General features: G+C 34.9%; 24 protein-coding genes. 7 read left to right on the top strand and 17 right to left on the bottom strand.

Annotated features, from left to right (window positions below):
* Positions 1–103 precede the first annotated feature (103 nt).
* The gene (locus ACA100_RS08840) at positions 104–1,816 is read right to left on the bottom strand and encodes a cation acetate symporter (protein ID WP_481077343.1); all 1,713 of its coding nucleotides are present in this window, start codon (positions 1,814–1,816) and stop codon (positions 104–106) included.
* Positions 1,806–2,162 carry a DUF485 domain-containing protein gene (locus ACA100_RS08845; protein ID WP_481077344.1) on the bottom strand — a complete coding sequence of 119 codons (357 nt, stop codon included), beginning with the start codon at positions 2,160–2,162 and terminating at the stop codon, positions 1,806–1,808. The genes ACA100_RS08840 and ACA100_RS08845 overlap by 11 nt, the downstream gene beginning before the upstream one ends.
* Positions 2,163–2,666: 504 nt before the next feature.
* On the opposite strand from ACA100_RS08845, the gene ilvD reads away from it, so the two are divergent.
* A complete protein-coding gene (gene ilvD, locus ACA100_RS08850) occupies positions 2,667–4,517 on the top strand; it encodes a dihydroxy-acid dehydratase (RefSeq protein WP_481077345.1) in 1,851 nt (616 codons plus the stop codon).
* A gap of 176 nt (positions 4,518–4,693) precedes the next feature.
* Here the strand turns inward: ilvD and ACA100_RS08855 are convergent, their stop codons facing one another.
* The 4 genes from ACA100_RS08855 to ACA100_RS08870 form a co-directional block, all read right to left on the bottom strand.
* The gene (locus ACA100_RS08855) at positions 4,694–5,611 is read right to left on the bottom strand and encodes a serine hydrolase domain-containing protein (RefSeq protein WP_481077346.1); all 918 of its coding nucleotides are present in this window, start codon (positions 5,609–5,611) and stop codon (positions 4,694–4,696) included.
* A 52-nt stretch (positions 5,612–5,663) separates the two neighbouring features.
* Entirely contained in the window at positions 5,664–5,924 is a 261-nt protein-coding gene (locus ACA100_RS08860) for a hypothetical protein (protein ID WP_481077347.1), read from the bottom strand.
* A 154-nt stretch (positions 5,925–6,078) separates the two neighbouring features.
* Entirely contained in the window at positions 6,079–6,924 is an 846-nt protein-coding gene (locus ACA100_RS08865) for a PhzF family phenazine biosynthesis protein (protein ID WP_481077348.1), read from the bottom strand.
* Positions 6,925–6,946: 22 nt separating this feature from the next.
* Complete coding sequence (locus ACA100_RS08870) at positions 6,947–12,175, bottom strand: RecQ family ATP-dependent DNA helicase (protein WP_481077349.1); 5,229 nt, start codon at positions 12,173–12,175, stop codon at positions 6,947–6,949.
* A gap of 411 nt (positions 12,176–12,586) precedes the next feature.
* Here ACA100_RS08870 and ACA100_RS08875 point away from each other — a divergent pair, with 411 nt between their 5' ends.
* The 5 genes from ACA100_RS08875 to ACA100_RS08895 all read left to right on the top strand — a co-directional run bounded on the left by ACA100_RS08875 (position 12,587) and on the right by ACA100_RS08895 (position 14,647).
* The gene (locus ACA100_RS08875; protein WP_481077350.1) at positions 12,587–12,781 is read left to right on the top strand and encodes a hypothetical protein; all 195 of its coding nucleotides are present in this window, start codon (positions 12,587–12,589) and stop codon (positions 12,779–12,781) included.
* 28 nt (positions 12,782–12,809) lie between these two features.
* Positions 12,810–13,061: a hypothetical protein gene (locus ACA100_RS08880; RefSeq protein ID WP_481077351.1), complete on the top strand. Its 252-nt coding sequence runs from the start codon at positions 12,810–12,812 to the stop codon at positions 13,059–13,061.
* A gap of 112 nt (positions 13,062–13,173) precedes the next feature.
* A complete protein-coding gene (locus tag ACA100_RS08885) occupies positions 13,174–13,446 on the top strand; it encodes a hypothetical protein (RefSeq protein ID WP_481077352.1) in 273 nt (90 codons plus the stop codon).
* Positions 13,447–14,102: 656 nt separating this feature from the next.
* A complete protein-coding gene (locus ACA100_RS08890; protein ID WP_481077353.1) occupies positions 14,103–14,336 on the top strand; it encodes a hypothetical protein in 234 nt (77 codons plus the stop codon).
* Positions 14,337–14,368: 32 nt separating this feature from the next.
* Positions 14,369–14,647, top strand: coding sequence for a hypothetical protein (locus tag ACA100_RS08895; RefSeq protein WP_481077354.1), 279 nt, complete (start codon positions 14,369–14,371; stop codon positions 14,645–14,647).
* Positions 14,648–14,835: 188 nt separating this feature from the next.
* Here the strand turns inward: ACA100_RS08895 and ACA100_RS08900 are convergent, their stop codons facing one another.
* From ACA100_RS08900 to ACA100_RS08930, 7 genes are all read right to left on the bottom strand, one after another.
* Positions 14,836–15,816, bottom strand: a complete 981-nt coding sequence (locus tag ACA100_RS08900) for a zonular occludens toxin domain-containing protein (RefSeq protein ID WP_481077356.1) — start codon at positions 15,814–15,816, stop codon at positions 14,836–14,838.
* On the bottom strand, positions 15,813–16,094 hold the full coding sequence (locus ACA100_RS08905) for a DUF2523 domain-containing protein (protein ID WP_481077357.1): 282 nt from the start codon (positions 16,092–16,094) through the stop codon (positions 15,813–15,815). Before ACA100_RS08905 ends, ACA100_RS08900 begins: the two co-directional genes overlap by 4 nt.
* The gene (locus ACA100_RS08910; RefSeq protein WP_481077358.1) at positions 16,094–17,176 is read right to left on the bottom strand and encodes a virulence factor TspB C-terminal domain-related protein; all 1,083 of its coding nucleotides are present in this window, start codon (positions 17,174–17,176) and stop codon (positions 16,094–16,096) included. The genes ACA100_RS08905 and ACA100_RS08910 overlap by 1 nt, the downstream gene beginning before the upstream one ends.
* Before the next feature lie 70 nt (positions 17,177–17,246).
* On the bottom strand, positions 17,247–17,384 hold the full coding sequence (locus ACA100_RS08915) for a major capsid protein (protein ID WP_481077359.1): 138 nt from the start codon (positions 17,382–17,384) through the stop codon (positions 17,247–17,249).
* Positions 17,385–17,396: 12 nt separating this feature from the next.
* Positions 17,397–17,576, bottom strand: coding sequence for a hypothetical protein (locus ACA100_RS08920; protein WP_481077360.1), 180 nt, complete (start codon positions 17,574–17,576; stop codon positions 17,397–17,399).
* Positions 17,576–19,003, bottom strand: coding sequence for a phage/plasmid replication domain-containing protein (locus ACA100_RS08925; protein WP_481077361.1), 1,428 nt, complete (start codon positions 19,001–19,003; stop codon positions 17,576–17,578). Before ACA100_RS08925 ends, ACA100_RS08920 begins: the two co-directional genes overlap by 1 nt.
* 2 nt (positions 19,004–19,005) lie before the next feature.
* The gene (locus tag ACA100_RS08930) at positions 19,006–19,329 is read right to left on the bottom strand and encodes a hypothetical protein (protein ID WP_481077362.1); all 324 of its coding nucleotides are present in this window, start codon (positions 19,327–19,329) and stop codon (positions 19,006–19,008) included.
* A gap of 215 nt (positions 19,330–19,544) precedes the next feature.
* Here ACA100_RS08930 and ACA100_RS08935 point away from each other — a divergent pair, with 215 nt between their 5' ends.
* A complete protein-coding gene (locus ACA100_RS08935; protein ID WP_481077363.1) occupies positions 19,545–20,150 on the top strand; it encodes a DUF2726 domain-containing protein in 606 nt (201 codons plus the stop codon).
* 34 nt (positions 20,151–20,184) lie between these two features.
* On the opposite strand, the gene dnaG is transcribed toward ACA100_RS08935, so the two are convergent.
* From dnaG to dusA, 4 genes are all read right to left on the bottom strand, one after another.
* Complete coding sequence (gene dnaG / locus ACA100_RS08940; protein WP_481077364.1) at positions 20,185–21,924, bottom strand: DNA primase; 1,740 nt, start codon at positions 21,922–21,924, stop codon at positions 20,185–20,187.
* 4 nt (positions 21,925–21,928) lie between these two features.
* Positions 21,929–22,375, bottom strand: a complete 447-nt coding sequence (locus ACA100_RS08945) for a GatB/YqeY domain-containing protein (protein WP_481077365.1) — start codon at positions 22,373–22,375, stop codon at positions 21,929–21,931.
* A 103-nt stretch (positions 22,376–22,478) separates the two neighbouring features.
* Positions 22,479–24,005 carry a YdgA family protein gene (locus ACA100_RS08950; protein ID WP_481077366.1) on the bottom strand — a complete coding sequence of 509 codons (1,527 nt, stop codon included), beginning with the start codon at positions 24,003–24,005 and terminating at the stop codon, positions 22,479–22,481.
* Between the two features lie 62 nt (positions 24,006–24,067).
* Complete coding sequence (gene dusA / locus ACA100_RS08955; RefSeq protein WP_481077367.1) at positions 24,068–25,045, bottom strand: tRNA dihydrouridine(20/20a) synthase DusA; 978 nt, start codon at positions 25,043–25,045, stop codon at positions 24,068–24,070.
* Positions 25,046–25,065: the final 20 nt, after the last annotated feature.

Genomic DNA, 25,065 nt, shown 5'->3' on the forward strand with positions numbered 1-25,065 from the left:
AGAATTATTTTACTATACTTACAAAACTTTTCAATATTTTTTATTAAAAAACCCAGCTAAAATATCTAGCTGGGTTCATTATTTTTATTTATCAATCAGTTAATCAATGAGAATGTTGCTTTGCTTGCTCTTCTAGGAATTCAGGATGGTTAACTTGACGATATTGCTGAACTGCCGCTGAAATACCTTCACCACCAACATGAGAACGAACATACTGGCTGATGAATTTAGATTTCTCTTCATCTGCTGATTTCGATTTATCCATTGAAGATACAATGAATGTTACGATAAATGCTGTTGGAATAGAGAATAGGGCAGGATTATTGTAAGGGAAAATTGCACTATCGTGACCCAATACATTGATCCAAACTTCTGGTCCTAATAAGATCATAGTAACTGCTGTGATTAAACCAGCTGCACCACCAACAACTGCGCCTTTTGTTGTTAAACCTTTCCAATACATAGACAAGAATAACAATGGGAAGTTAGCTGAAGCTGCAATTGAGAATGCTAAGCCTACTAAGAATGCAACGTTTTGCTGTTCAAACAATAAACCTAATAAGATTGCGATCACACCTAAAGCAGCTGTTGTGAAACGCGACACTAATAATTCAGTTTTCATCTCTGGCTTACCTTTTTTGATCACATTTGCATATAAGTCATGGCTAATTGCAGATGCGCCCGATAATGTTAAACCTGCAACAACTGCAACCAATGTCGCAAATGTTACTGCTGACATGAAGCCTAAGAAGATATTACCGCCGATTGCGTGAGATAAATGAATTGCAACCATATTTGCACCGCCGACGATTGCACCTTCAGCTGTTGTGTAATCAGGTTGATTCATAATGTAAACGATCGCACCAAAACCGATGATGAACATCAATAAATAGAAGTAACCGATGAAACCTGTTGCATACAATGCTGATTTACGTGCTTCTTTTGCATCTTTAACTGTAAAGAAACGCATCAAAATATGTGGCAAACCTGCTGTACCAAACATTAAACCAATGCCTAAAGAAATTGTGTCAATTGGGTTTGGATATTTCAAACCTGGCGCCATGATTTCAATGCCTTTTGGATGAGTTTCAGTTGCTTTCACGAATAATGTTTCTAAGTTAAAGCCAACCCAATAAAGCACAACAATAGACATGAATGTTGCACCAATCAAAATCAATACGGCTTTGATCATTTGAACCCAAGTGGTTGCTAACATACCGCCTAATAACACGTAAACCATCATTAACACGCCAACAATGAATACAGCAATGTTATAGTTCAAGCCGAACAATAATTCGATTAATTTACCTGCGCCCACCATTTGTGCGATCAAATATAATAATACGATCGTCAAAGTTGAGAATACGGCTAAAATACGAATTGGTGTCTGTTGTAATCTGAATGCTGTTACGTCCGCAAATGTAAAGCGGCCCAAGTTACGGAATCTTTCTGCCATCAATAACAAAATGACTGGCCAGCCAATGAAGAAACCAAAAGCGTAAATCAAGCCATCGAAGCCAGAAGCAAATACCAACGCTGATAAGCCTAAGAATGATGCTGATGACAAATAATCACCTGCGATTGCTAAACCATTTTGGAAACCAGAAATACCACCGCCAGCTGTATAGAAATCAGATGCAGATTTTGTTTTATTCGATGCCCAGAATGTGATCGCAATGGTTGCCAATACGAATACAAAGAACATTATGATTGCTGTCCAGTTTTTGCCACCTGTTTGTGTCGTCTGGGCAACAGCGATACCAAATAATCCAAATGCGATCAGGCATAAGAATTGTCTTAAAAGATTATTTCTCATTGCCGATCTCCTTTAAAACTCTAATCGTTTTTGGATCAAAGTAAGTGTTTGTTTTATGAACATAATAGCAGGTCACTAAAATTGTCCAAATGATTAAGAAAACACCTGCGGGAATGCCCCAAGTTGTGACCATCTTTTCTGCCATTGGTATGCCAACGATGCTAGGTGCAAATGCAGAAGCAACAATGATTAATATATAAAGGCCTAAAGTTAGTGCCAATAAAATAAGACTGAATCTCTGTTTTTCAGCCACTAACGCTTTAAATCTTGAATCATTGTAAATACGATTAACTATCGTTTCATCGTACAGAAGTTTTGAATCATCAATTTTTATGGGTTCTGCCATAAATCCTCCAAAGTTTTAATCTATCTTTTATTTATTAAATTAAATCGTTAACGCTTTTTGAGCGTGTTTTTTTTAATATCTAAAACGCCTCCTCACGTAAGAAGATACAAATTTCTGTAGAATTTGCAAATGAAAACTGATTTTTGACTAAAAATAAAAATCTAAAAACCACATAAAAAATGAAGCTTTATAGGTAATATTGCTAATAATTTCAAATCATTACATTATAAAGTTTTGTTAATTCCAAGATTAAAATATTTTTAATAAAAATTGATTTTTTGAACAAAAAAATTGAATAAATATTTAGAAATTTAAAATATTAAACAGCCAAAATAATGGTTATTGCAATATAGTTGCTTTTAGCGCTCTAAGCGTGCTATATAATTAGAAGTGTAATGTTTTGCCCAAAAGGCAAGGAAAAATGATCATACCACCTCATATTGATCGGACATTATTGGTGAATTAATTTAAATAGAATTTGAAAAAGTTTAACAGGGACAGAATATGCCAAAATATCGTTCACATACTTCGACGCAAGGTCGAAATATGGCGGGAGCACGTGCTTTGTGGCGTGCAACAGGAATGACTAATGAAGATTTTAAAAAACCAATCATTGCTGTGGTCAACTCATTTACTCAGTTTGTTCCAGGACATGTTCATTTAAAAGATCTAGGGCAAATGGTTGCTCGTGAAATTGAAAAAGCAGGTGGTGTTGCAAAAGAATTTAATACAATCGCGGTGGATGATGGTATTGCAATGGGCCATGATGGCATGTTGTATTCATTACCAAGCCGAGATTTAATTGCAGATTCTGTAGAATATATGGTGAATGCTCATTGTGCGGATGCAATGATCTGTATTTCAAACTGTGACAAAATCACACCGGGAATGTTGATGGCTTCAATGCGTTTAAACATTCCTACGATATTTGTTTCAGGCGGGCCAATGGAATCAGGCAAACTTGTTTGGAACAGTGAAAATTTACGCTTGGATCTTGTGGATGCTATGGTTATGGCAGCCGATGATCGTGAAGCGGATGATAAAGTACAAGCCATCGAAGAAAATGCTTGCCCAACATGTGGTTCATGTTCAGGTATGTTTACAGCAAACTCCATGAACTGCTTAACAGAAGCATTGGGCTTATCTTTACCTGGCAATGGTTCAATGTTGGCAACGCATAAAAATCGAGAAGGTTTATTCTTAGAAGCAGCGCGCCAGATTGTGAAAAATACGCGTGATTATTATGAAAATAATAATGAAAATGTTTTACCACGCAATATTGCATCATTCAAAGCATTTGAGAATGCAATGATGCTAGATATTGCAATGGGTGGATCAAGCAATACAGTGTTGCATTTATTAGCAGCTGCACATGAAGCTGGTGTAGATTTCTCTATGCAAGACATTGATCGTTTATCGCGTAAAGTACCGCATTTATCTAAAGTATCACCTTCTACAAGCAAATATCACATGGAAGATGTACACCGTGCAGGCGGTATCATTGGTATTTTGGGTGAATTGGCGCGTATGAATTTATTGCATACAGATTGTCATACAGTTCATGCGAAAGATTTATCTGAAGCAATTGCGAAATGGGATATTACACAAACGAATGATGAAAATGTTCATCATTTCTTTAAGTCTGCACCAGGCGGTGTCAGAACTACAGAAGCATTCAGCCAAGATCGTTACTTTGATTCATTGGATGATGATCGTCAAAACGGTTGTATTCGCAGTGGTGAGTTTGCCTATAGCCAAGATGGTGGGATTGCTGTGTTATATGGCAATATTGCGAAAGATGGTTGTATCGTAAAAACTGCAGGGGTGGATGATTCTATCCTGAAGTTTACAGGCAAAGCACGTGTTTATGAAAGTCAAGATTCAGCAGTTAAAGGAATTTTGAATAATGAAGTGCAGGCTAATGAAGTTGTGATTATTCGTTATGAAGGGCCAAAAGGCGGGCCTGGCATGCAAGAAATGTTGTATCCAACATCTTATTTGAAATCAAAAGGTTTGGGTAAAGCCTGTGCATTATTAACAGATGGCCGTTTTTCAGGTGGTACATCAGGTTTATCCATTGGTCATGCTTCACCAGAAGCTGCTGAAGGCGGTGTGATTGCGATTGTAGAAACAGGTGATGAGATCATTATTGATATTCCTAACCGTTCAATTCATTTGAATTTATCTCAAGAAATTATTGATGCACGTTTAGTGGAACAAGCTAAATTTGGCTTTGTACCGAAAGAAGAACGTTCCCGTAAAGTATCGGCAGCATTGCAAGTTTATGGTGCATTAGCAACATCAGCTGCATTTGGTGCAGTTCGTGATGTGAATCGTTTGAAACAGATTAAGTAAAAGTTACTAAAGTTATTTGAGCCTATCTATAAAATATAGATGGGCTTTTTAATAAGCTATAAAACGACTGACCGTCGGTCAATGCCGCTTGAATATAAATAAAAACTTCAACGTATTCCAATAAAAAGCCCTACAAAAGCAGGGCAATCTATTCATTAAATATTAGAAATTGAAGTCTATTTCTTTAACTGATCAGCAACAGCACCAAAGAAATCAGTATCCTCAATTGGGATGACGCTTTCAGGCTTTGGTTGAGCGCCTAAAACAGCAATCACAAGATTTTCTTTTGGATTCACATAAACATGTTGACCAAAAATTCCAATGGCTTCATAAGCACCTTCATTGCTAGCATAATCAGAATTGACAACAGGCCAGAACATATAGCCATAATCAATTTGTTCCCCATTAATAATGTGCGGTGAGCTTGCATCTTTCATCCAGCCTTTCGGCAAAGTTTCTTGACCATCTATCACGCCTTCATTCAATAAGAACAAACCAAAACGTGCATAATCACGAAGAGTTGCTGATAAACCACTGCCGCCAACTTCTAAACCTTCTGGAGATTCTAGCCACCAAGTCGCATCAGATTCCATACCAGCTTTTGTCCAGATTTTTTCAGAGAGATATTCGCTAACGGGTTTACCAACAGCAGCTTTGACTAAAGCACCTGCAACTTGCGTTTCACCTGTGCTGTAATTCCAAATTGTGCCAGGCTCACCAGCGCGGGGAAGGCTGGCCATCAACATCAGAGTTTCTCCTGGTTTTTGTTCTAATTGAATTTCTAATAACTGACGACGATCAGAAGTGGGATCCGTATAAGTTTCATTCCATGCAACGCCAGAAGTCATTTGCAGAATCTGACGAACAGTGACGCCGTCATAGCTACTATCTTTTAACTCTGGTAAATAATTGACGATCGGATCATCAATGTTTTTGATATAACCATCATGAATGGCCATGCCAATCAATGTTGCAGTTATTGATTTAACAACAGACATCGACATCCATCGTGTATTTTCAGTGTTGCCTAATTCATAATCTTCGAGAACAACTTCACCATCTTTAATGATAATGAGTCCGCTAATTCTATTCACAGAAAGATAATCATAAAGATCATAGTTTTTGCCACGAGATTGAAATTTTACATTACCAAGCTTCTCTTGAGCATGTGGTAATATCAGGATCGTGAGCGACTTTGGCAGTAGCAAATAAACGATCTATATTCCGAAAAGTATTCACCTGTAAATCTGGTGTGAGCGCGCCATCATACACTTGGCGCGCTGTGCCGATGGGTTCATCTTTGTGTGGATTAACAACATCATGAGCAAGTGTTGGTGTTGTGATTAAAGCTAGCGAAACAGTTAAAGACAAAAAAGCTTTTTTGAGCTTTTGTGAAGATTGTTGCATAAAACTCCCTCCATATTTTAATAATGTAGTGATTATATTCAGTGCAAAATATTACACTTAAATGAGTCTAACAAAATATGAAAGGTGATAATACCTAGCTAACCCAGAGTAAATTCAGAATTGTGTTCTAATTATTAGAATAGAAATTGATATTCTATAAATCCAAAACCTTAGTTTCACAATAATAGCCTTTACCGCCAACATAGACTTTTTCAATTTCGTTATCACTATTCGTTGTTAATTTAACGAGGATTTCTGAAGGTGAATCTAATGAGTAACCTTGTTCAAAGACATAAAGATCTTTTTGGATGTTATGTTTTTGATGGAGATAACAAGCCAATGCGCCATTGGAAGTACCTGTTGCCGCTTCTTCGTTAATATCGTACAGCGGAGCAAAATTTCTACATACAATTCGATCATTGTCAGATGCAAATAGATGCATGCCAATCACATTATATTTTTCACTAATTTTCTTAATATGATCAAAATTTGGCTGTAAATTATGTAATTTTTCGATATTTTGAATGGGAATTAAAATATCTTTTAAACCTGTAGAAACTATTTGAACAGGGAAGTTGATATCAATATTGGCAGTATTGAAGCAGTTGTTAAGTGCAGAAATAGGAAGAATATCCGAAAATTCAGGCTGAGTTTGTTGCATAAAAACTGTGTCATTTTCGAGATTGACTTCAAGAACACCACTTTTAGTATCAATTGTATAATGATTTTTTGTTAACAAATTCAATTGATTCATGATTAAAAATGCACCAACAGTAGCATGACCACATAAATCAACTTCTGCCTCTGGTGTGAAATATTCAAATTTATAATCAGCGATGGTAGATTTAGCAATAAAGGCAGTTTCTGAATATCCCAATGTTTTGGCAATTGCTAATTTTTGCATTGTAGTTAGAGGATTGTCCATCAAAACTACGCCAGCAGTATTCCCACCTTGATTATTTTTGCTGAATGCTCTGACAATATAAACTGATATTTCCATGGCTGCCTTTAAAGTAAAATCGTTAAACATTGATAACTAACATTGGTTGAATAACTTCCCATTCATCACATTGACAACTATTTTTAAAAGAGTCATCTTTAATCATTTTCTGAGTTCTACGGCTAATACTGTGAACGTAACATTCTACCAAGTTATATAAATTCACATTATTATATTTAAAACTCTTTGAGCTCATGGCAACAATCTCATGATTTTGTGGGTTTCTAAAAATTAGCCTGCCGTCGTGAGATTTCTCTACTGCCAAATGAGAACCTTCCGTTAAGTTCAAAGAAGCTCGTTGTAATGTTTCAGAATTTTGTCTGCCTAAATAATCCATATAAATATCTTTAGGTGATAACAAAATATATTGCTGATTCATAGAATCATTATTGATCTCTATTGCGTCAATGATGCTATCTTTTGTATCTTGAATGGATTGAATGATGCTGTGTTTTTCACCAAAACTACAAAGCATGAGTGTTTTTTTCGCACGAGTCATACCGACATAATATAATCGACGCTCTTCTTCGTTGTCTTTTTCATAATGTGTATCTAAATAATCTAGAATAAATACATGATCGAACTCTAAGCCTTTAGCTGAATGCATTGTGCCCAAAAAGATTCCTTTTTTAATTGAAATCGGAAGCTCATAAGCATAGTCATATAGCCAATGAATGATACTGTTCACATCAAAGTTTAAATCATCAAATGTTAATATCAGTTGCTCAAAAGCTGATTGAAAATACAGCTGCCAACGTTCAGGATAATCTTCCCAATGAATATGCGATGATATTTCTTTAATATGATTACAAGTTGGCATTAATCTAATTTCTTCAATACATTGTAAGAAATAACGGTGAGATGCCGTAGAAAAATGGCTTGATTTGTCATGCTCATAATAATGTGGGATATTTAATTCAGTTAAACCGCCAGAAAAACATTTTAATGCTGATTCAGATCGAGCTAAAATTGCACAACTATTGATAATGCTTGAGTCAATTTTTGCTAATCGTTTAATCTCATTCAATACTACAAATGCTTGTATTCTATAATCTTTATATTTAAGAATACGAACTATAATTTTTCCTTGGCGTTTTGAATCCAATGTATCCCAATCACCATAAAAACTGTCGCTCTGCCGAGTTCTATCAATTGTAATTGGATGTTTTGATTTTAATCGATTAGGATTACACTCAATCACATTATTTGCAGCTTGAATGATCGCTTTAGTCGATCGGTAATTTTCGACTAAATAATCAATTTTAGCCTGATAATCTTCAGTGAATCGATCAATATATTGATTACTACTACCACGGAATGTATAAATATTTTGGTCATCATCACCCACAGCAAGAATCGTTAATTTTCCATCTTCATCATCTGAATGTCTGCCTGCTAATGCACTGATTAGATTATATTGATCTTCATCGATGTCTTGATATTCATCCACTAATATATATCGATAGCCTCGTAAAAGTTTAGCGCGTGAATCATCTTCTTCATCATATATATTGGTATTTGATTCATCACCATGCAACATTTTTATAGCATCTTGCAGCATGGTTTTGAAATGAGCTTGAACTTCATTGTCAGAAGGATTTAATAGATCACTCTGGTAAGTTGTTCCAGTCAATCGCATAGCAATGCCATGATAAGTCATGACGGTAACGCCATAAGATTCTTTGCCCACCAAATCATATAAACGTTTACGAATTTCGTTGGCAGCAGATCTATTATAGGCAAGGGCAATGATGGCATGGGCAGGCACACGCTGTACACGCAATAAATAAGCGATTCTATGGACAATGACACGAGTTTTGCCTGAGCCAGGACCAGCTAATATCAATCTATTTTCATCTTCACTTTCTACAATACTGCGTTGAATATCATTTAAATCTTCAATAATTTTTTTCCATGAATCTTCACTGGTCGCTAGCGCAAGAATATTTTCGCGACCTTTAAAATATTTCTTAATGAATAATGGCTCATTCAATGAAAAATAATCCAATACATAGTTCATTGCTTCATTAAGTTTAGTTATGCCCATTTCAGCATATTCACCCATAACATGAATTTGTAAACGCCGTTCTTTATAGTGTGTTTTTAATAATTCATAGTCTTTAACTAAATATCTGTTTATTCTAGCAATATCTACGGAAATAGTGAGAGCATTCCTCATCACCGTCATGCCATGATTCAGTGCTAACATTTGTAAATGATGTAGATATAACAAAGTATTGGATAGGATTTCATGTTGTTGGTCAATCGTTTGATATTGCTCAGAAAGTATTATGTCACTGAAAATATCATTTTGAAGGGCTTCAAAAGTTGTTTCTATGAGAATATCTTTGCCTGTACTTTGCACTTTGGCGAGTAAGTGGTTCACAATTTTTTTTGCGATAATTCTTCTATTTTCTCCATTATCTCGTATTTTTTGCCAAGAATAATGCCCATTAACTTTAATTGAGAGAAAGTCCTTGCGACGATCATTTTTAATCTCAATAACTTTATGATGCCCACGCAGATTGGTATCAGCATTCAGAGGTTTATCTTCAGTTAAAGTTTTGAGGATCCTACCAACATACATTGGCATAATCTTACCCTTCACAAGGTAATTTCTTAATGATGTTTGGAGTTCATGTCCATCTAAAGATTGATTAAGTTGATGACACAATATTGATAGATCTAAAGAGCTCCATTCACCAGATTGAATATCAGGCGCAGATTCATCTAATAATTCAAAGATGGCATTTTCACACCATAAACTTAGCTCTAATCTTTTTTGTGTCGTATCTTCAATGCCATGGCGAATATATGCTGTGAGTAAAGTATCATTAGTTAATATTTTTAAGGTTTGAAGTTCCTGTAGAATATAGTTAACGTCATCTATATTACCAGCAACGAGTTCGGCTAATACATCAGTTTCTATGATTTTATCAGGTGGTGTTCTTGCAATATGTTCAACAATCGCAGTGAACTCTTGAGTTTTTCTTTGGCCTAATTCTGCATTTTTAATAGTTTCTACAGCATCAGGTAGATTCATTTTAAGATGTGCAGGGAAGATACGAACAATATTATCTTTTCTTTCTAAGTAGTTGCCTCGTTCTAACCATGCAAGAGCAGTAATCACTTTAGTTCTAGCATTTTCATCATCTATATCGATCGTTTCTACCAATGCATCTTTTAAAATTTCTTTTGGAGTAATGATCAAATCAGCATTCTTACGTTTTTTTTGTTCTGTATGAACTTTTTTATAAATAGCGTTGATATCACCTTGTGTTAATTTGGAAAATTCGGATAAACGAAATTGTGTTTCTAAATCATTAGGTTCATACAGTAAAACGCATTTTGCATTACTCTGATCACGGCCAGCACGGCCAGCTTCTTGTAAATAATTTTCTAAAGATCCTGGAATATCCGAATGAATGACTAAACGAACATTATCTTTATCAACGCCCATGCCAAAGGCATTGGTTGAAACAATGATTTGAACATCGCCAGCAATGAAAGCATTTTGAATATCTTTTTTTTCATTTGCATGCAGCCCTGCATGAAAGTGTTTGCAATTCCAGTTTTGTGCTTGTAATTGTAATGCAATTTCTTCTGCTGATTTTCGTCTAGAGACAAAAATAATAGCGCCATCTTTCTCATTAATATGTGTTGAAAGCAGTTGTGAAATCATGCTCATTTTTTCATGCTTGTCACATGAAATAACCTCAAAAGATAGATTTTCTCGCTCTTTCAAACTAATTTTATCTGTAAATTCAACATCTAATAGATCTTTAAAATGTTGCTTAATATCCTCAATTACTTCCTTTTTAGCTGTTGCAGTGAAACAGCCAATAGCAGGTAAAGGTTGAGTTTCTGAAAAATCTTTAATACATTTTGCTACATATAAATAATCTGGTCTAAAATCATTTCCCCATTTAGATAAACAGTGTGCCTCATCATAAATCCAAGCCCCAATTTGTCGATGTTCAATAGCACTTTTAAATCTAGGGCTGCGAAATTGTTCAGGAGAAACAAATAATAAACCGATGTCGCCCATTTGAATTTTTTCAAGCACATCAGCGCGTTCTGGTAAACTCAATAAACCATTCAGTGCAGCAACATTATGAATATGTTTAGAAATTAAACCATCCACTTGATCTTTCATTAATGCTTGTAATGGGGATACAATAATGGTCAAGCTACCATTTCTAAAAAAACGATTGAGGGCAGGGAGTTGATAACATAAGGATTTTCCACCGCCAGTTGGCAATATGGCAAAAATATTTTCATCCCTCATGCCAATTTCTACAATATCTCTTTGAATACTTTCATTTTTTTCAATGTTTTCATAACGAAAATCATTAAAACCAAAGTATCGTTGTAACTCTTTACGTGGATTATGAATATTAGAACAATAACTACAATGATCTTCACCACAATTTTTTTCCCTCAACATTTGAATAAGTTCAGATGTTTCAGGAAATTGATAACGAACCCATGGTGCTAGCACGGAATTATCACCAGAAACGCGTAGCCAAGCCAATGTATATAAAAATGGAAAGGCAATCTCTGGTTCAAATAGAACATTATGCTCAATCAATTTATTGAGCTCAGTCATGCAGACTTTATGAGTAATATCAATATTAGAATTATGGTTCAAAAGTACTTCAGGTAAAATACGGTTAAAATCAGCAATTGCTAAATTAGGTTTGTGTGTGATTTTTGATAAAATTTCAGCATATGTTGGATTTTCATGTGCCAATATTGTTTGATAACAGCAAAGTTCATCCATATGATGAATTGAAAACTCTTGAAATGCTGCGAGCTGTTCATTGAATAATGTATATGTCGCTTTACAATCTTGCAAAGGTGAATTGAGCTCACTACGAATTAATTTATAATCTTTCAATAATCGATGATAAGGATTTTTAGGGAAGGCAAGTGGTGAGAGTTGTAGGGTATCAATGATTGGTAAATTAAATATATTTAAAGTGGCATCAAACTCTCGTAATATTGGTAAGTCATGATTGAGTATATTATGACCAATTAAGCAATTGGCATTTTTTGCCATTTCTGAAATTTTATTCAGTGCAGATGTTAAAGTATCTTTGGAACGCGTATCTAGCTCAAAGTCTTCCTGAGTCACATCAGGTTGTGCAAAATTATTAATGAGCAAAGCACCAACTTTGAATATCTGTTGGTTTTTAGGGTTAATCTCTAAATCTAAAAATAAGAGATTATTTAAGCTTAATGGAATCATGATCTATAATACATTTATTGAATACTTTTGATAATAATTTAATTATACATATAAATACTCAATGATTAGCAATTTAGCGCTCTTTTTATAAAAGAGTTAATTTTTTACTATAAACGATAGTGAATCCTACGCTCGTAGAATTATAATTTGCGTATGATTATGAGTTCTAGGGTATATTTCAATTAAATTTATCTAAGTTTATATCTCTAATTCATGTTGTATTTTTATTATTTAACATAATATATAGAAGTGGAAATCAGTGTTATAAAAATTTAACCTAGTCAAAACATATCATCATCTATTTAAAAATCATAAATGATTAGATAAGAATTTATATCATAATCACAAATGATATTCAAATAAATCTAAAATGATAAAATCTAAAATCACATATAGAAAGCAAGGAAATCAATGATGGCAAAGACACATAGAATTAGAGATGAAGAACAAGAAATGATTATGCAAAAAAGAATCGACTTAATTGTGAAATACAAAGAAGATGTCAAAGAAAGTGATCTCATACATATACTGATCAATAAATATATTGATACGATTACAATTCGAGATATTGAAGAATACAAAGAAAACCAGCTCTTTAAAAAATAAAGGTATAATTCCCTTTTTGAGTTACAAAATGAAAATCAAAGACCTTATATATTTATCTGAGCTAGAACAATTTGCTGTTGCATATCAATTAAATATAACTTACTGTTATCTAAGTGAAATAAAAAATAGAAAAATCAAAAATTTATCACGAGATTTACAGTTAAAAATCGAGCTTTTTATTATAAAAAATGATCTGCAAAACAAAATTGACCAAAAATTCCAAGAACTAAAAGAAAGTGCCAAGCCACCTGCAAAAAAATATACACCGAAGAAGCCTTAACAGGCTTTTTTTACGTGCTAGAATTGTGTTTCAGTTTCAAAATGGGAAAAAAGGACGGTATTACTAAAACCGTCCTAACGACATCGAATCAGACGCACAGAAGGAAACAAAAATGAGCTTGTTTACACAAATTGGACTAATAGCACTATTATTATTAATGACTACAATAGCATTTATAATCTGGCTAATAGTCATATGCGTAAAAGAAGCAAACAGATATGAGAGAGAAAGACAAGAAGATCGGGCTCTATTAAGAAAACCCAAAGAAATCATAGTCACGATTCGCAACGAATCTGATAAAGATAAAGTGATCAAAGAAATCATTAACTATGAAGCAAGTAATGACAACAGACTAACTTTCAAAGAAAGATCTCAACGTAGATAATATATATAGGCCATCTTTGGGGGAATTTGCTGCGCAAACCGAGCTACCTACCGAGCTAATTTTAATACTAAATTTTAATGCGACATTGATCTGTAAATAGTCCAAGTGTTCCGATTTATGCGATCTGCATCTGTAAAAATTACCTAGTCGGACGCTATAAAATGGATCTCGTCCAAGTCTGGCGGTATCTCTTTCCCTAAAACCTAGTGAACGCTATCGCTCTCAATAAGTGCCCTGTTGTTTTCGTATTTTCTTAACGTGTACAAATCACTGTTATTTGTTTCTTATTACGTCTGTTTCTTCTCTTCTCTGCTATTAATCTGAACAAACTACGCCCCCAATAAAAACAACGGTAAAGGCTACGCCCTCAATAAAATAAATTTTTTTATTTAGATGCCAGCCGACAAGATCAACAAAATGTATGACTTGTTATGTCTGTGTCCAAATAAATAAAGTGCAAAAATTTTTTTTATTTCGCCATTGTTTTTTTGTTGTCGGTTTGTTTACCAGATTAGCAGGCGAAGCGAGAAACTAACGACGGAATAAGAACCAGTTAAACAGCGGTATATTTACACACTAAAAATACTAATGTTGCTAGGCTCGCTCAAAATCTTCAACAGAATAAGTTTTTAAACACAACGGCACTGGGGGCTAAGATGGAAAACAAGATAGAATCAAGCATTGAAATGATTAATGAGCATATTACAACAGCTATTAAATATTATGATTCAGATATAAATAAATACTTAAGCATGGGAGAAGCATTTGGAAGAATGCAAACATTAAGAGCTTTTGAAATGATTAATGACAAACAATTTGAATATCTAAACAATAGCATAAGTTACAGAATTAAAGTAGATATTGAACACTTTAAATTATTAGGAAATTAGCATGAACTGGATAAAATCAAGGATGGTGAATAATGTGTGATTTCGTTTGTGAAAAATGCAATGAACATTATTCACCTTACAATTCAACTGCAAAATATCCTGATAGATATTGCTGCCGTTTATGTGAATATCTTCATGAAAAAAAATGCACTTTCTGTAATCAATATTACATAGTGAATGAGGATAATAACGAACACTTCAGTTCACTTGAGTGTTTTAATCAATACGATCATGAAATGCAAAAGACAGGAATGGAATTTGAAGATTTCTTGCCATTAAATCCAATCGAGGTTGATGATGACAGTCAATGAAAAATTCACTCTTGCAGTCAACCTAATAATCATCGCATATCTAATATGGAGATGGAAACATGACCGTTGAAGAATTAGTTTTTTTATTTGTAGTCCTTGGATTCCCTCTGATACAGTTGATCATGATCATGCTCATAAATCTTATGATGTTACGAGAATAAATTTAAGCCCCAATTAAGGGGCTTTATTTATGTTCTGCGTGAAGATCCACTTGATCGACTGATATTGATCGATCTCGGCAAAGGTGACTTCATCGCATCACGACACATTTTATTCTCAAGCTCAAGTGTGTTTCCTGTTTCACTAAAACACATACATTTATTCTTGTAGTTTACACAACCGCTGACTGGCACTGCTTCCTCAACTGCTGAAAATGCATAAACGCGTTCTGTTAATCCATCAGCTAAATAATTAGTGGGTGGTGGTGTGAATCCCCCCGCCGACGCCTGCACAGGGTGCAACGGCGTATCGGCTTCGGGGGGGACGATGATTTCTTCCTTATCTGCAAAAGATGCAAGACCTCCATTCTTGATCATTCCGTTAGTCAGGTAGCCAAATACAGACAATACGCATATAACACCTATTGCAATTTTCTTAGGTATTTTAAACTTATGTGTATGAATTTGTGATGATTTATAGTACTTGTAAAGTTTCTTTGGAAATGGCCATACTTCCATTGATGCCCTTTCCTGTTCACGTCTATCATTGGGATTATCACAATAATGTGACCATGTATAACGTGAAACAATTGTCGCTCCTTCACCACGATACAAATGCACATGCTTACCGACTAACTTACGAATATGATGATGTAGGAATGTAGCATCTTGCGTTAAGAAAATCAGATCATAGCCATGATGTCTATGTGTTTCCAAGCCAGTTAATCTATCATCTGTCACTTGACCTGGTTTAGCTGTTGCAGGGAAAATCTTTTGTGCTTCGTCATATATCACAACACAGCCGATTGGTAATTGCTGCCAATCATTATGTTCTGGTATCACGTGCACATACTCACCAGTTGAATCAATATTAAAATGACCTGTTTCATCATCAACGGTCAAAGGTATATTCGTATATACCTGACGTTTTTCTTTAACATATTTAACAATGAGTTCAACTGCTGACAAGCTCTTGCCTGAACCTGGCACTGCTGAATATAAAATAATCATGATTTAACTCCCAAAAACACCATACCAACTTTAATCGCAATACTTGTAAGCATTGCTGAAAATATTATAGAAATAGCTGAATCAACTTCTGCCAATCTCATCAACTGTAAAAAAACCAAAGGTAACTCAGTCAGATACTGAGTCATATAATTCATCAATTTTTCAATATATTTATCAACTTGAGTATATGTAAAAAAACCTAACCCAGAAGCTGCAATCAAACGAGCGATAACGCTTGATAAAATCCAGACACCAAGTCCTGTCAAAAATTGAGGCATTAGCTTCTCCTTAAACCAATCATGATATAAATTGCTGTGATATAAGCAGATGCCAACACCAATAAGCCCATCATTTCTAAAAATTCACATATCAATGTGAACTCAAATTGAATATCAATTCCTAGAAAATCAATCTTGATAGGAATCGGTGCTGGACACTGCTTAGAAGCAGGTAATTCAAAACGATATTCACGCTCAAAATCGTTAATGTCTTTTTCAACAACCATGCCAGCAAAAGCATTATCTAACATCCCATCCGCGGCCAAACCAAGCGCGAGGCCTTCCTTCTCCATCTCTGACTGTTTACCGAGCCACCACTTATTTAATTTACCTTCAACTTCTTGGCCTTTAGAATCCAATGCACCCTTGACAGCTTCTTCAACTTGACCTTGTGTCAAACCATTGCCGTTCTCTGAACCTCCATTATTTGATCCATTGTCACTACCACCTTCAGATCCACCATCTTCACCATTGCCCGAACCCGTATCTCCACCTTCTCCACCTTCGCCACCATCTTCAGGATCAGTTGGTTTTGGATCCGTTGGATCAGTCGGGTCGGTAGGGTCTGTAGGTTCAGTCGGCTTCTCTTCAGGGGGATGATTATAAGTAAGCCAAATATCAGGATCATCACATGCCCAAAATTCTTGCTTATAACGTGATTCACCTTCACCAGTAACATCACCGATAGTGATCCAAGAGAAACCATGATCTTTGCCTGACTTGCAATTATTCCAATCTGTCAAATCCGGCTTTGGATCAATACAGATTTCTTTTTCAACAACAGGATAATAAACATCACGCCAATGAGTAACAACACCTGCTTCAATTGTTGATTTCCAACCCTGAATTAATCCAACTCTAGCATAAGAACCTTTGTCAATAACCTCTGCAACAACAAAACAATAAGTATCAGGATATTGTGAACAAGATTTATGAGTATTACCAGCACCATGAATCGTAAAATACTCAATAAAATCAATATTCTTATCAGGTACTAATTCAACACGACAATTTTCTAAAGCAACAGCAGAGCTCAAGGAAGCAAAAAGAATGGCAATACAAAACCGATATAAATTAACCATATAAATTCCATATTCATTATAAATTTCCTAAAAAAAAAGGGACACGAAGTCCCCCAAACAACGGCAAATATTAGAAAAACTGTGCTTTAATCCATTTAATGACCATCACACCTGCTGCCATTACAATAATGTAACCACCGATCGTCTGAATATCTGCGGAACCAGCTTCAATTGCGGTTTTCACCGAAGTAACAATACCTTCACTCATAACAAAAAACTCCTACCTACGATTTAAAATAAATTTGGCTATTTCTTTGAGTATCCAAGCGGATAACGTCATAAGAAATAATTGCCAACCAATTTCCGAACCCATGCCTTCTGACAATCCATTCAGAATATTTGTGTTCTCTTCCCAAGAACGACAAATCCCTTCAACGACTTGTGTACATACATAAGTCATCAATTAATCCTTTTGTTCTCTTTATGAATTTCATAAAGTTTTCTCATTTCATATAGTCGTTTCTCTTCAGCCTTTCGTTCTTCGATAATTTTATAATTTGGCTCTGCTAAATTTGTCTGAAGGAATTCCTTAGTTGGAACAACTGAAAGAGTCGCTTCAGTGATATCTTTACGCGTCGGAAGATGCTCAAGTAAATTGATCACATTCATCTCGGGTAAAGTATCCAAATTGACATGCAAATCATAATCATCTGGACAAGTCAAAGGCTTGATATCAAAACGACTCACTAATGAACGTGCTTCAATAGAAACACCTTCAATAAAACGCTCAGCTATATCAATGCCACTAATTTCTAAAATCTCATTGCGATGTCGATAGAATGTAGTTTTAGACATAATTCTACGATCCTGTAAATCCAAACCAGCTTTCCACATACTTATGGTTTTTATATGTTTTTTCTCGGAAAAAACTTGTAAAGGGTCGAAATACTCAACATTTTCAACTGGAAAATCTAATAACTGGTCAATCTTCTCTTTTGCATATCTCGCTAATTTAGTCATAGTAACTTGCTCCAAATCTCTTAATCCGGAATCCGCCAAAGTTTTTCTATCTATTTCAGTTTCAATACGAACAACGCCATTAGTTTTGGCATATTGATAAGCAAATGATTTTTCTAAGGATTCCCTATCTTTCTTTTTACAATGTGACATCAACTCTTCGTGCTTAACATAAGCTTTTGTAAACAGTCTTCCACCTTTCTTGCCCCACTGGACAGACGTACGACCACTTACAGACTTACTCACATGAGATACTGAGCGAGTCTGTAAATAGTCAACTAAATATTGGGCATTCTCAGGAGAACCTGTTGAAAAATTCACATTGACGTCACAACGTGTAATTACAGCTCCGTATAAGCGAGAACGAATGATTTGACCATCTCTCAAAGATGGATAGCAATTTGTTTTGCCGAACGTAAACGGCGGTAAACCAAACTTAGAAAGAATCTTATTGGCTTTTTTAATTGTGTCAGCAAATGACAAATTAAAAAGATTATCTTTACGACCAAAACGACCGATGTTTCCTGACAAGAAAACTCGAGTACCATCACAAAACAACATTAAGCGAGTTGAATGTGAACCTTCAACAAGGTATTTTTTATAAGAACGCCAAAGCTCTTTATACTCAGTACCATCATGCCAATGTGTTTGCTCTGTAATATTTTTTTCATCATCACTGAAATCTTCAGAAAATGAGTCTAAATCTTCAAGATTTAATAACATGCCATTATTAATTTTGCGTAACTGCCCTGTTTTATCATGATGATCCTGATAAATAGTCAACCAGTCGACATTCAAAGTATTCTCAACTAATGAAAGTGAGAACTTTGAATTATCAACTGGATCGAACTTGGAAACAGGGCAAGCCATGATTACGCTGCCTCTTTTTTAGGTAAAACTTTTAAACCAACGAATCGAATCCCTGGTCTACCTCTCTGTAGAAAAGTTTCCTCTAAAAGTTCACAAGTTGCAGGAAATTCATGGCCATTAACTGAAGAGATGAATGCATCTAATTCAGGTCTGTTTTGAAAGAAAATAGAAACAGTTTCGACACAAGTGCCGAACTGAAAACTACTAAATTTCTCAGTAACAGTTTCTTCTTTACTTTTAGCTAAATAAACACTGGCAAAATGATACGGGGAATTATCTTTTTTTAAACCCCAAATTGGTTCGACGCCTAAAACTAATGCTTTCATATTTAAACCTCATCAAGTTAAACAAAACTTGACTAGGTTAAATAAACATGATCAAAGCAACATATTTATAATAAATTAAACACCTGTTAATAACTCAAATACATTGGTATCACTGAGATACATAGTATATAGAAGTGGAAATCAAAGGTAATAGTTTTACACAAGTAAATGCTATACTATTCTTATCTTTAAATTGGCTTATTAGTAGAAACAAAATGAATTCAGAATTAATCATCAGTAGTATCTTTGCTGGTTTCAAACCAGTTCTTCCATATATTGTGTTAGTCTTTGTATTTGTCATCAGTATTACATTACTCAAAATATTTTTGAGTAATAAATTTAAAAGCCACCAGCTTTTCAATAATACTAACTTTGAAGCTGTCCGTTTGCTTAACAAGCAAGAAGTTAAAGTTTATGAAGCCCTAGTTGAAAATATTCAGATTCAGTCTAATAATCAATACAAAGTTTTTGCTCAAGTCAGTTTAGGTGAAATTCTCAGAAACTCTGATCGCAGTTCTTTCAATCGTATCAATCAAAAACGTCTAGATTTTTGTATTGTGAATTCTGATTATATGCCAATTGCTGCCATTGAATATCACGGCGGTGGACATTTCCGAGGCAACTATCAAGAACGTGATGAAATTAAGCAACAAGCTGTTGAATATGCAGGCTTAGTTTATCATGCCATTTTTGAACATAATTTGGATAATATCCAGGAACATATTCATACAGTCATTATTCCTTTATTATCCAATCAAAAGCCAAAGAAAACAAGAAATTCTAATAAAAATCAGCGTGTTGAACCAACTTTTAAAATTTAACATAATCTTGAGCTTTGAAGAGTTAAATAGATACTTAACTCTTGCTATTCAATAGCTTAAGTTCTTCACTGGTTAATGCCAAGCCTTTTGCAAATTTGGCCAAGACCTGTTTACGTGGATCAGATCTTTGTGCCAACCGTTTTAAAGCATCTTCAAATTCAGTTTGATGCAAAGATTCTTCCAACATATGATCCAAAATACTTAATGATTCAACATATTGAATCCATGGTTTATCTTGGAATTTTCCCAATAATTGTGCTGTTGTTTTAATCTCAGGATGATCCAAAATGGTTGTAATCAATTGATATAATACTTTGGCGCCTTTTTCTTCACTATCCAATAAAAACTCATAATTATGAATAGTTTGGACCAATTGTAAATTATTCAGTAATAATACAATACCACGTTCAACTAAGTTTTTACCTTGGTTTTGGTTGCTTTGCGGTGTACGAGAATTAGCTCTACGTCCTTGTTCTACATGCTTATTGAGAATATTTCTCGAAACATTTGTCTTTTTGCCCAATTCAGCGCGTAGCAAATCACGTAACGGAATGTCTGGCATTGAATTAATCAAAGAGCCCATATCAGATAACAATTGCGAACGACCTTCGATTGTTTCTAAAGGATATTTATTTTCAAAATGATTAAATAAATATTCGGATAATGGTAATGCATTTTGTACTAGCTGATTGAATGCTTCCCTGCCATGTGCTTTTAAATAACTATCAGGATCATGATTATCAGGTAAAAATAGGAATCTGATCTCTTTTTCAGAATGCAATACTGGCAGAGCATTTTCCATAGCTTTGTATGCAGCACTTTGTCCTGCATTGTCACCATCGAAACAAAATACAATGGAATGTGTATAACGGAAAAGATTAGAAACTTGTGTATTGGACATTGCGGTACCTAATGTTGCCACAACATTTTGAATACCAAAATGTGACATCATCACAACATCCATATAACCTTCAACCACTAAAATCTCATTGTAATTGCGAACATCACGGCGCAACTCATATAATCCATAAAGCTCTTTACCTTTATGAAATACCGATGTTTCAGGCGAGTTCAAATATTTAGGCTCACCATCACCAATAATTCTGCCGCCAAATGCAATAGTTTCACCTTTTCGATTGCGAATGGGAAACATCACGCGATCACGGAATCGATCATAATAATGATTAGGCTTATTTTGTGCAGGTATGATTAAGCCCGCATCTTCGAGCATTTTCTCATTGGCGCCCTTGCTTTTTAAAGTCGTCAATAATGCATTCCAACTATCTGGCGCAAAACCAATATTGAAGCGTTCGATATCTTCAGCCGTTAAATCTCGCTTTTGGAGATAATCCCGTGCTTTTTGATGATCTGGCTTTTTCAATTCTCTTTGAAAAAAGAGATTGGCTTCATTCAAAGCGGTTAAGGTTGTTTGAGTTTTCCGTTCAGCTTCAGGTGAAACATTACTTTTGCGCTCATAAGGAATCACCATTCCTTCATGATGCGCTAAAAACTCAATGGTTTCTACGAACTCTAGCTTTTCGTATTCCATTAAGAAAGTAATGACATTACCTTTTGCCCCACAACCAAAGCAGTGATATAACTGTTTGCTTTGGTTGACCATAAATGATGGGGTTTTCTCTTGATGAAAAGGACAACAAGCTTTAAAGCTATTGCCCATTTTTTTCAAAGGTACACGCTGATTAATGATTTCAATGATGTCAACGCGACCTAAAACTTCATCGATAAAATGATTGGGGATAAAACCTTTACTCATTGCACTACTTATTCAATGCCGCTTTCAATAATTTGCTGACTTCGCCCATATCAGCTTTACCTTCTAATTGTGGCTTTAACACGCCCATCACTTTACCCATATCTTTCATTGCAACTGCACCCGTTGATTCAATCGCTTGACTGATTGCAGCTTCAATATCTTCAGGTTTCATTTGCTCTGGCAAATATGGCATGATCACTGTTAATTCAGCTTCTTCTTGTGCCACTAAATCTGTACGTTCTGCTTTCAAGAATTGCTCAATAGATTCTTTACGCTGTTTTACCATGCGAACCAATACAGCTGTCACAGCTGCATCATCCATTTCGATGCGTTGATCAACTTCAACTTGCTTAATTTCTGCGCTGATTAAACGGAGTGTTGCAAGCTTCTCTTTATTCTTTTCACGCATTGCGTTTTTAATATCTTCTAAAATTGTTTCTTTTAAGCTCATGGTTCAACTCCTTTTTCAAATCACATATTATAGAACGATTCAGATTAATTCTCATAAAAAAAGCCCTAAAAAACTTAGGGCTTTTGCATAAAGGTTATGCTATTTACTGAAATGCAGCAAAAATTTCAGCAGTTGTTAATGTTGTACCATTGATGTTCCATTTGCCATCTTTGAATGCTACATCGATAAACAATGTACCTTCTTCAAATTGAACAGGAGAAACACCCAAAGGAGCTGTTTGCATTGCAACCAACATCATCACCATTTGAATGCCGCCTTTAACTTCTTCTTTTGCTTTGGATGCATCTTTGCCATCTAAAGTTAAGATTTTTTCGTATTGAGAAATTAAGTAACCTTCAGTTACAGTACCTTTGAATTTAAATTCAGTGATGAAAGCGTCGATTAATTCAACTGGACTTTTTCCTTTGAATTCTTTTTCAGCAGCTTCTGGGCCAGCCTGTAAAGCAGAAACTAATGCTTCACTTGGTTGGAAAGTTACATCTAATTTAACAGCATCACCAATGGTTAATTTGTTTTCAACAACAGATTCTAAACGAGTATCTTTCGTTAAGATAGATGCGATTTCTTTCAAGAAATTAACTGCTTCTGCTTTATCAATATCAGATGGATCTTGAGTTGATAATGCATTCGCTTTTTCAATTAATTCTTTCCAGTTTTTGATATCTTTAATGCCTTTGATGTCTGTTGATACTAATAATGAACCAAAATCAATTGCAGCCAACTGATCTTTTACAACGCTGATTCCGCCAACATTGTAACCAACGTTTGCAGAGATTAAACCATTGCTTTCTTTTAATGAAGTTTTTGCTTCAAGACTTGAAATTTTTACGTTGCCAGATTCACGACCTGCATCGAATTTAATATCAAACTTATCAACTGTACCAACTGAGCTATATTTCAATGGGCTTGCAACATATTCCGATGAAGATACTAATTTAGAAATATCAGCAGATGCTTGAACTTCTTCAGCCATTGGGCCAACAACTTTTAAGTTTAAGCCTTTACCTTCAAAGCCAGATTTGAAAGATTTGACCGCGCTGTAATCATCATTGAAGTTGATTGCAACATTGCTGTTTAAATCTGTCAATGTTAACTCTGCAACTTTAGTATCAGAAACTAATACAGGTACTGTGTTATTTTCTACTTTAGCTGTATAACCGAATGCTTTATTTTTCTCATTCAATTCGCCTTCGTACTTAGCATTTGCTAATAAATTTTCTAATACAACTTTATCACCTGATTGAGGGATTTCCACAACAACGTTACCGTTAGTTGTACCAACAATTTTAGCGATACCATCTTTAGCATTATATTTAGCAAGATCAACAGTCGCATCAGATGTAATGTTGTATTGCATTAATACGCTGTTTTGGTTTTCAGTGTAATTGAATGTATCTTTTAATGTAACTTTATCATTGGCTTGGTTCAATTGCGCTTCATACGTCATTGTGCCCATGCTAAGATTTGAAGATTGGTTAACAACTGTGTTTGTTGCTGCTAAATAGCTTTTTTCAAAGCTTGTGAATTTTTCTGCAACTGGTACATCATTGTTGTCAGAACATCCGTAAATAACTAATGGTAAAACAACGGCTAAGATGGTTTTTTTCATATACTTTCCTCTGTTAATTCCCCGGTTAAAATTGCGTCATATTGTAGCATATTAAACAACGATTAAAGAATTCGATCGAAACTTTTTTTTACGGCATCTTCAAAAATATTAAAGCCTGCATCGTCTTTAAACATATTTTCGCTCAAATGACGGCGCCATTGACGACTTTTAGGAATACCATTAAATATGCCTAAAATATGTCGGCCAATATGATGAAGACGAACGCCATTTGCTAACTCTTCTTCCACATAAGGTTTCAGTTCTGTGAGAATATCAAAGGCGGACTTCTCCGATGAATCCGCATTGAAATAGAGATGATCTACATCATTCAAAATGAATGGTGAATTATAAACGGCGCGCCCCAACATGACGCCATCCAAATTCTGTTCAACTTCCAAACCTTCTTCAGGTGATTGAATGCCACCGTTTAAAAGAATATTCAAATGAGGGAAATTATTCTTTAGTTCATACACACGCTCATAATTTAATGGTGGAACTTCCCTATTTTCTTTGGGTGATAAGCCAGACAGCCAAGCTTTACGAGCATGAACAATAAAAGTATCACAACCAGCTTTACTGATGGTTTCAATGAAATGATGAGAAAATTCATAATCATCCTGATGATCAATACCAATACGGTTTTTAATCGTGACAGGGATAGAAACTGCTGATTGCATTGCATCAAAACACTCCGCAACTAATTCTGGTTCTGTCATTAGACAAGCACCAAATCGACCTTTTTGAACACGATCAGACGGACAGCCACAATTTAAATTGATTTCTGTATAACCATAATCTTCTGCAATTTTTGCACAAGCCTTTAAATCCGACGGATCAGATCCGCCTAATTGCAACGCAACAGGATTTTCTTCAGGCTTAAAAAAAAGATGATGCTTCTCATCACCATGTAAAATTGCGCCTGTTGTCACCATTTCTGTATATAACAAGCTTTGCTTTGTCATCAAACGATAGAAATAACGACAGTGGCGATCTGTCCAATTCAACATGGGTGCTACGCTAAAACGATGATATTCTTTCATACTATAAAAAACTAAAACCT

It is taken from the genome of Wohlfahrtiimonas sp. XWW7 (assembly GCF_056716055.1).

What these genes read in the sequence shown, in the direction of transcription:
- ACA100_RS08840 (WP_481077343.1), bottom strand. Translation starts at nt 1,816, where the DNA reads ATGAGAAATAATCTTTTAAGACAATTCTTATGCCTGATCGCATTTGGA.
- ACA100_RS08845 (WP_481077344.1), bottom strand. Translation starts at nt 2,162, where the DNA reads ATGGCAGAACCCATAAAAATTGATGATTCAAAACTTCTGTACGATGAA.
- ilvD (WP_481077345.1), top strand. Translation starts at nt 2,667, where the DNA reads ATGCCAAAATATCGTTCACATACTTCGACGCAAGGTCGAAATATGGCG.
- ACA100_RS08860 (WP_481077347.1), bottom strand. Translation starts at nt 5,924, where the DNA reads ATGCAACAATCTTCACAAAAGCTCAAAAAAGCTTTTTTGTCTTTAACT.
- ACA100_RS08865 (WP_481077348.1), bottom strand. Translation starts at nt 6,924, where the DNA reads ATGGAAATATCAGTTTATATTGTCAGAGCATTCAGCAAAAATAATCAA.
- ACA100_RS08870 (WP_481077349.1), bottom strand. Translation starts at nt 12,175, where the DNA reads ATGATTCCATTAAGCTTAAATAATCTCTTATTTTTAGATTTAGAGATT.
- ACA100_RS08875 (WP_481077350.1), top strand. Translation starts at nt 12,587, where the DNA reads ATGATGGCAAAGACACATAGAATTAGAGATGAAGAACAAGAAATGATT.
- ACA100_RS08880 (WP_481077351.1), top strand. Translation starts at nt 12,810, where the DNA reads ATGAAAATCAAAGACCTTATATATTTATCTGAGCTAGAACAATTTGCT.
- ACA100_RS08885 (WP_481077352.1), top strand. Translation starts at nt 13,174, where the DNA reads ATGAGCTTGTTTACACAAATTGGACTAATAGCACTATTATTATTAATG.
- ACA100_RS08890 (WP_481077353.1), top strand. Translation starts at nt 14,103, where the DNA reads ATGGAAAACAAGATAGAATCAAGCATTGAAATGATTAATGAGCATATT.
- ACA100_RS08895 (WP_481077354.1), top strand. Translation starts at nt 14,369, where the DNA reads ATGTGTGATTTCGTTTGTGAAAAATGCAATGAACATTATTCACCTTAC.
- ACA100_RS08900 (WP_481077356.1), bottom strand. Translation starts at nt 15,816, where the DNA reads ATGATTATTTTATATTCAGCAGTGCCAGGTTCAGGCAAGAGCTTGTCA.
- ACA100_RS08905 (WP_481077357.1), bottom strand. Translation starts at nt 16,094, where the DNA reads ATGCCTCAATTTTTGACAGGACTTGGTGTCTGGATTTTATCAAGCGTT.
- ACA100_RS08910 (WP_481077358.1), bottom strand. Translation starts at nt 17,176, where the DNA reads ATGGTTAATTTATATCGGTTTTGTATTGCCATTCTTTTTGCTTCCTTG.
- ACA100_RS08915 (WP_481077359.1), bottom strand. Translation starts at nt 17,384, where the DNA reads ATGAGTGAAGGTATTGTTACTTCGGTGAAAACCGCAATTGAAGCTGGT.
- ACA100_RS08920 (WP_481077360.1), bottom strand. Translation starts at nt 17,576, where the DNA reads ATGACTTATGTATGTACACAAGTCGTTGAAGGGATTTGTCGTTCTTGG.
- ACA100_RS08925 (WP_481077361.1), bottom strand. Translation starts at nt 19,003, where the DNA reads ATGGCTTGCCCTGTTTCCAAGTTCGATCCAGTTGATAATTCAAAGTTC.
- ACA100_RS08930 (WP_481077362.1), bottom strand. Translation starts at nt 19,329, where the DNA reads ATGAAAGCATTAGTTTTAGGCGTCGAACCAATTTGGGGTTTAAAAAAA.
- ACA100_RS08935 (WP_481077363.1), top strand. Translation starts at nt 19,545, where the DNA reads ATGAATTCAGAATTAATCATCAGTAGTATCTTTGCTGGTTTCAAACCA.
- dnaG (WP_481077364.1), bottom strand. Translation starts at nt 21,924, where the DNA reads ATGAGTAAAGGTTTTATCCCCAATCATTTTATCGATGAAGTTTTAGGT.
- ACA100_RS08945 (WP_481077365.1), bottom strand. Translation starts at nt 22,375, where the DNA reads ATGAGCTTAAAAGAAACAATTTTAGAAGATATTAAAAACGCAATGCGT.
- ACA100_RS08950 (WP_481077366.1), bottom strand. Translation starts at nt 24,005, where the DNA reads ATGAAAAAAACCATCTTAGCCGTTGTTTTACCATTAGTTATTTACGGA.
- dusA (WP_481077367.1), bottom strand. Translation starts at nt 25,045, where the DNA reads ATGAAAGAATATCATCGTTTTAGCGTAGCACCCATGTTGAATTGGACA.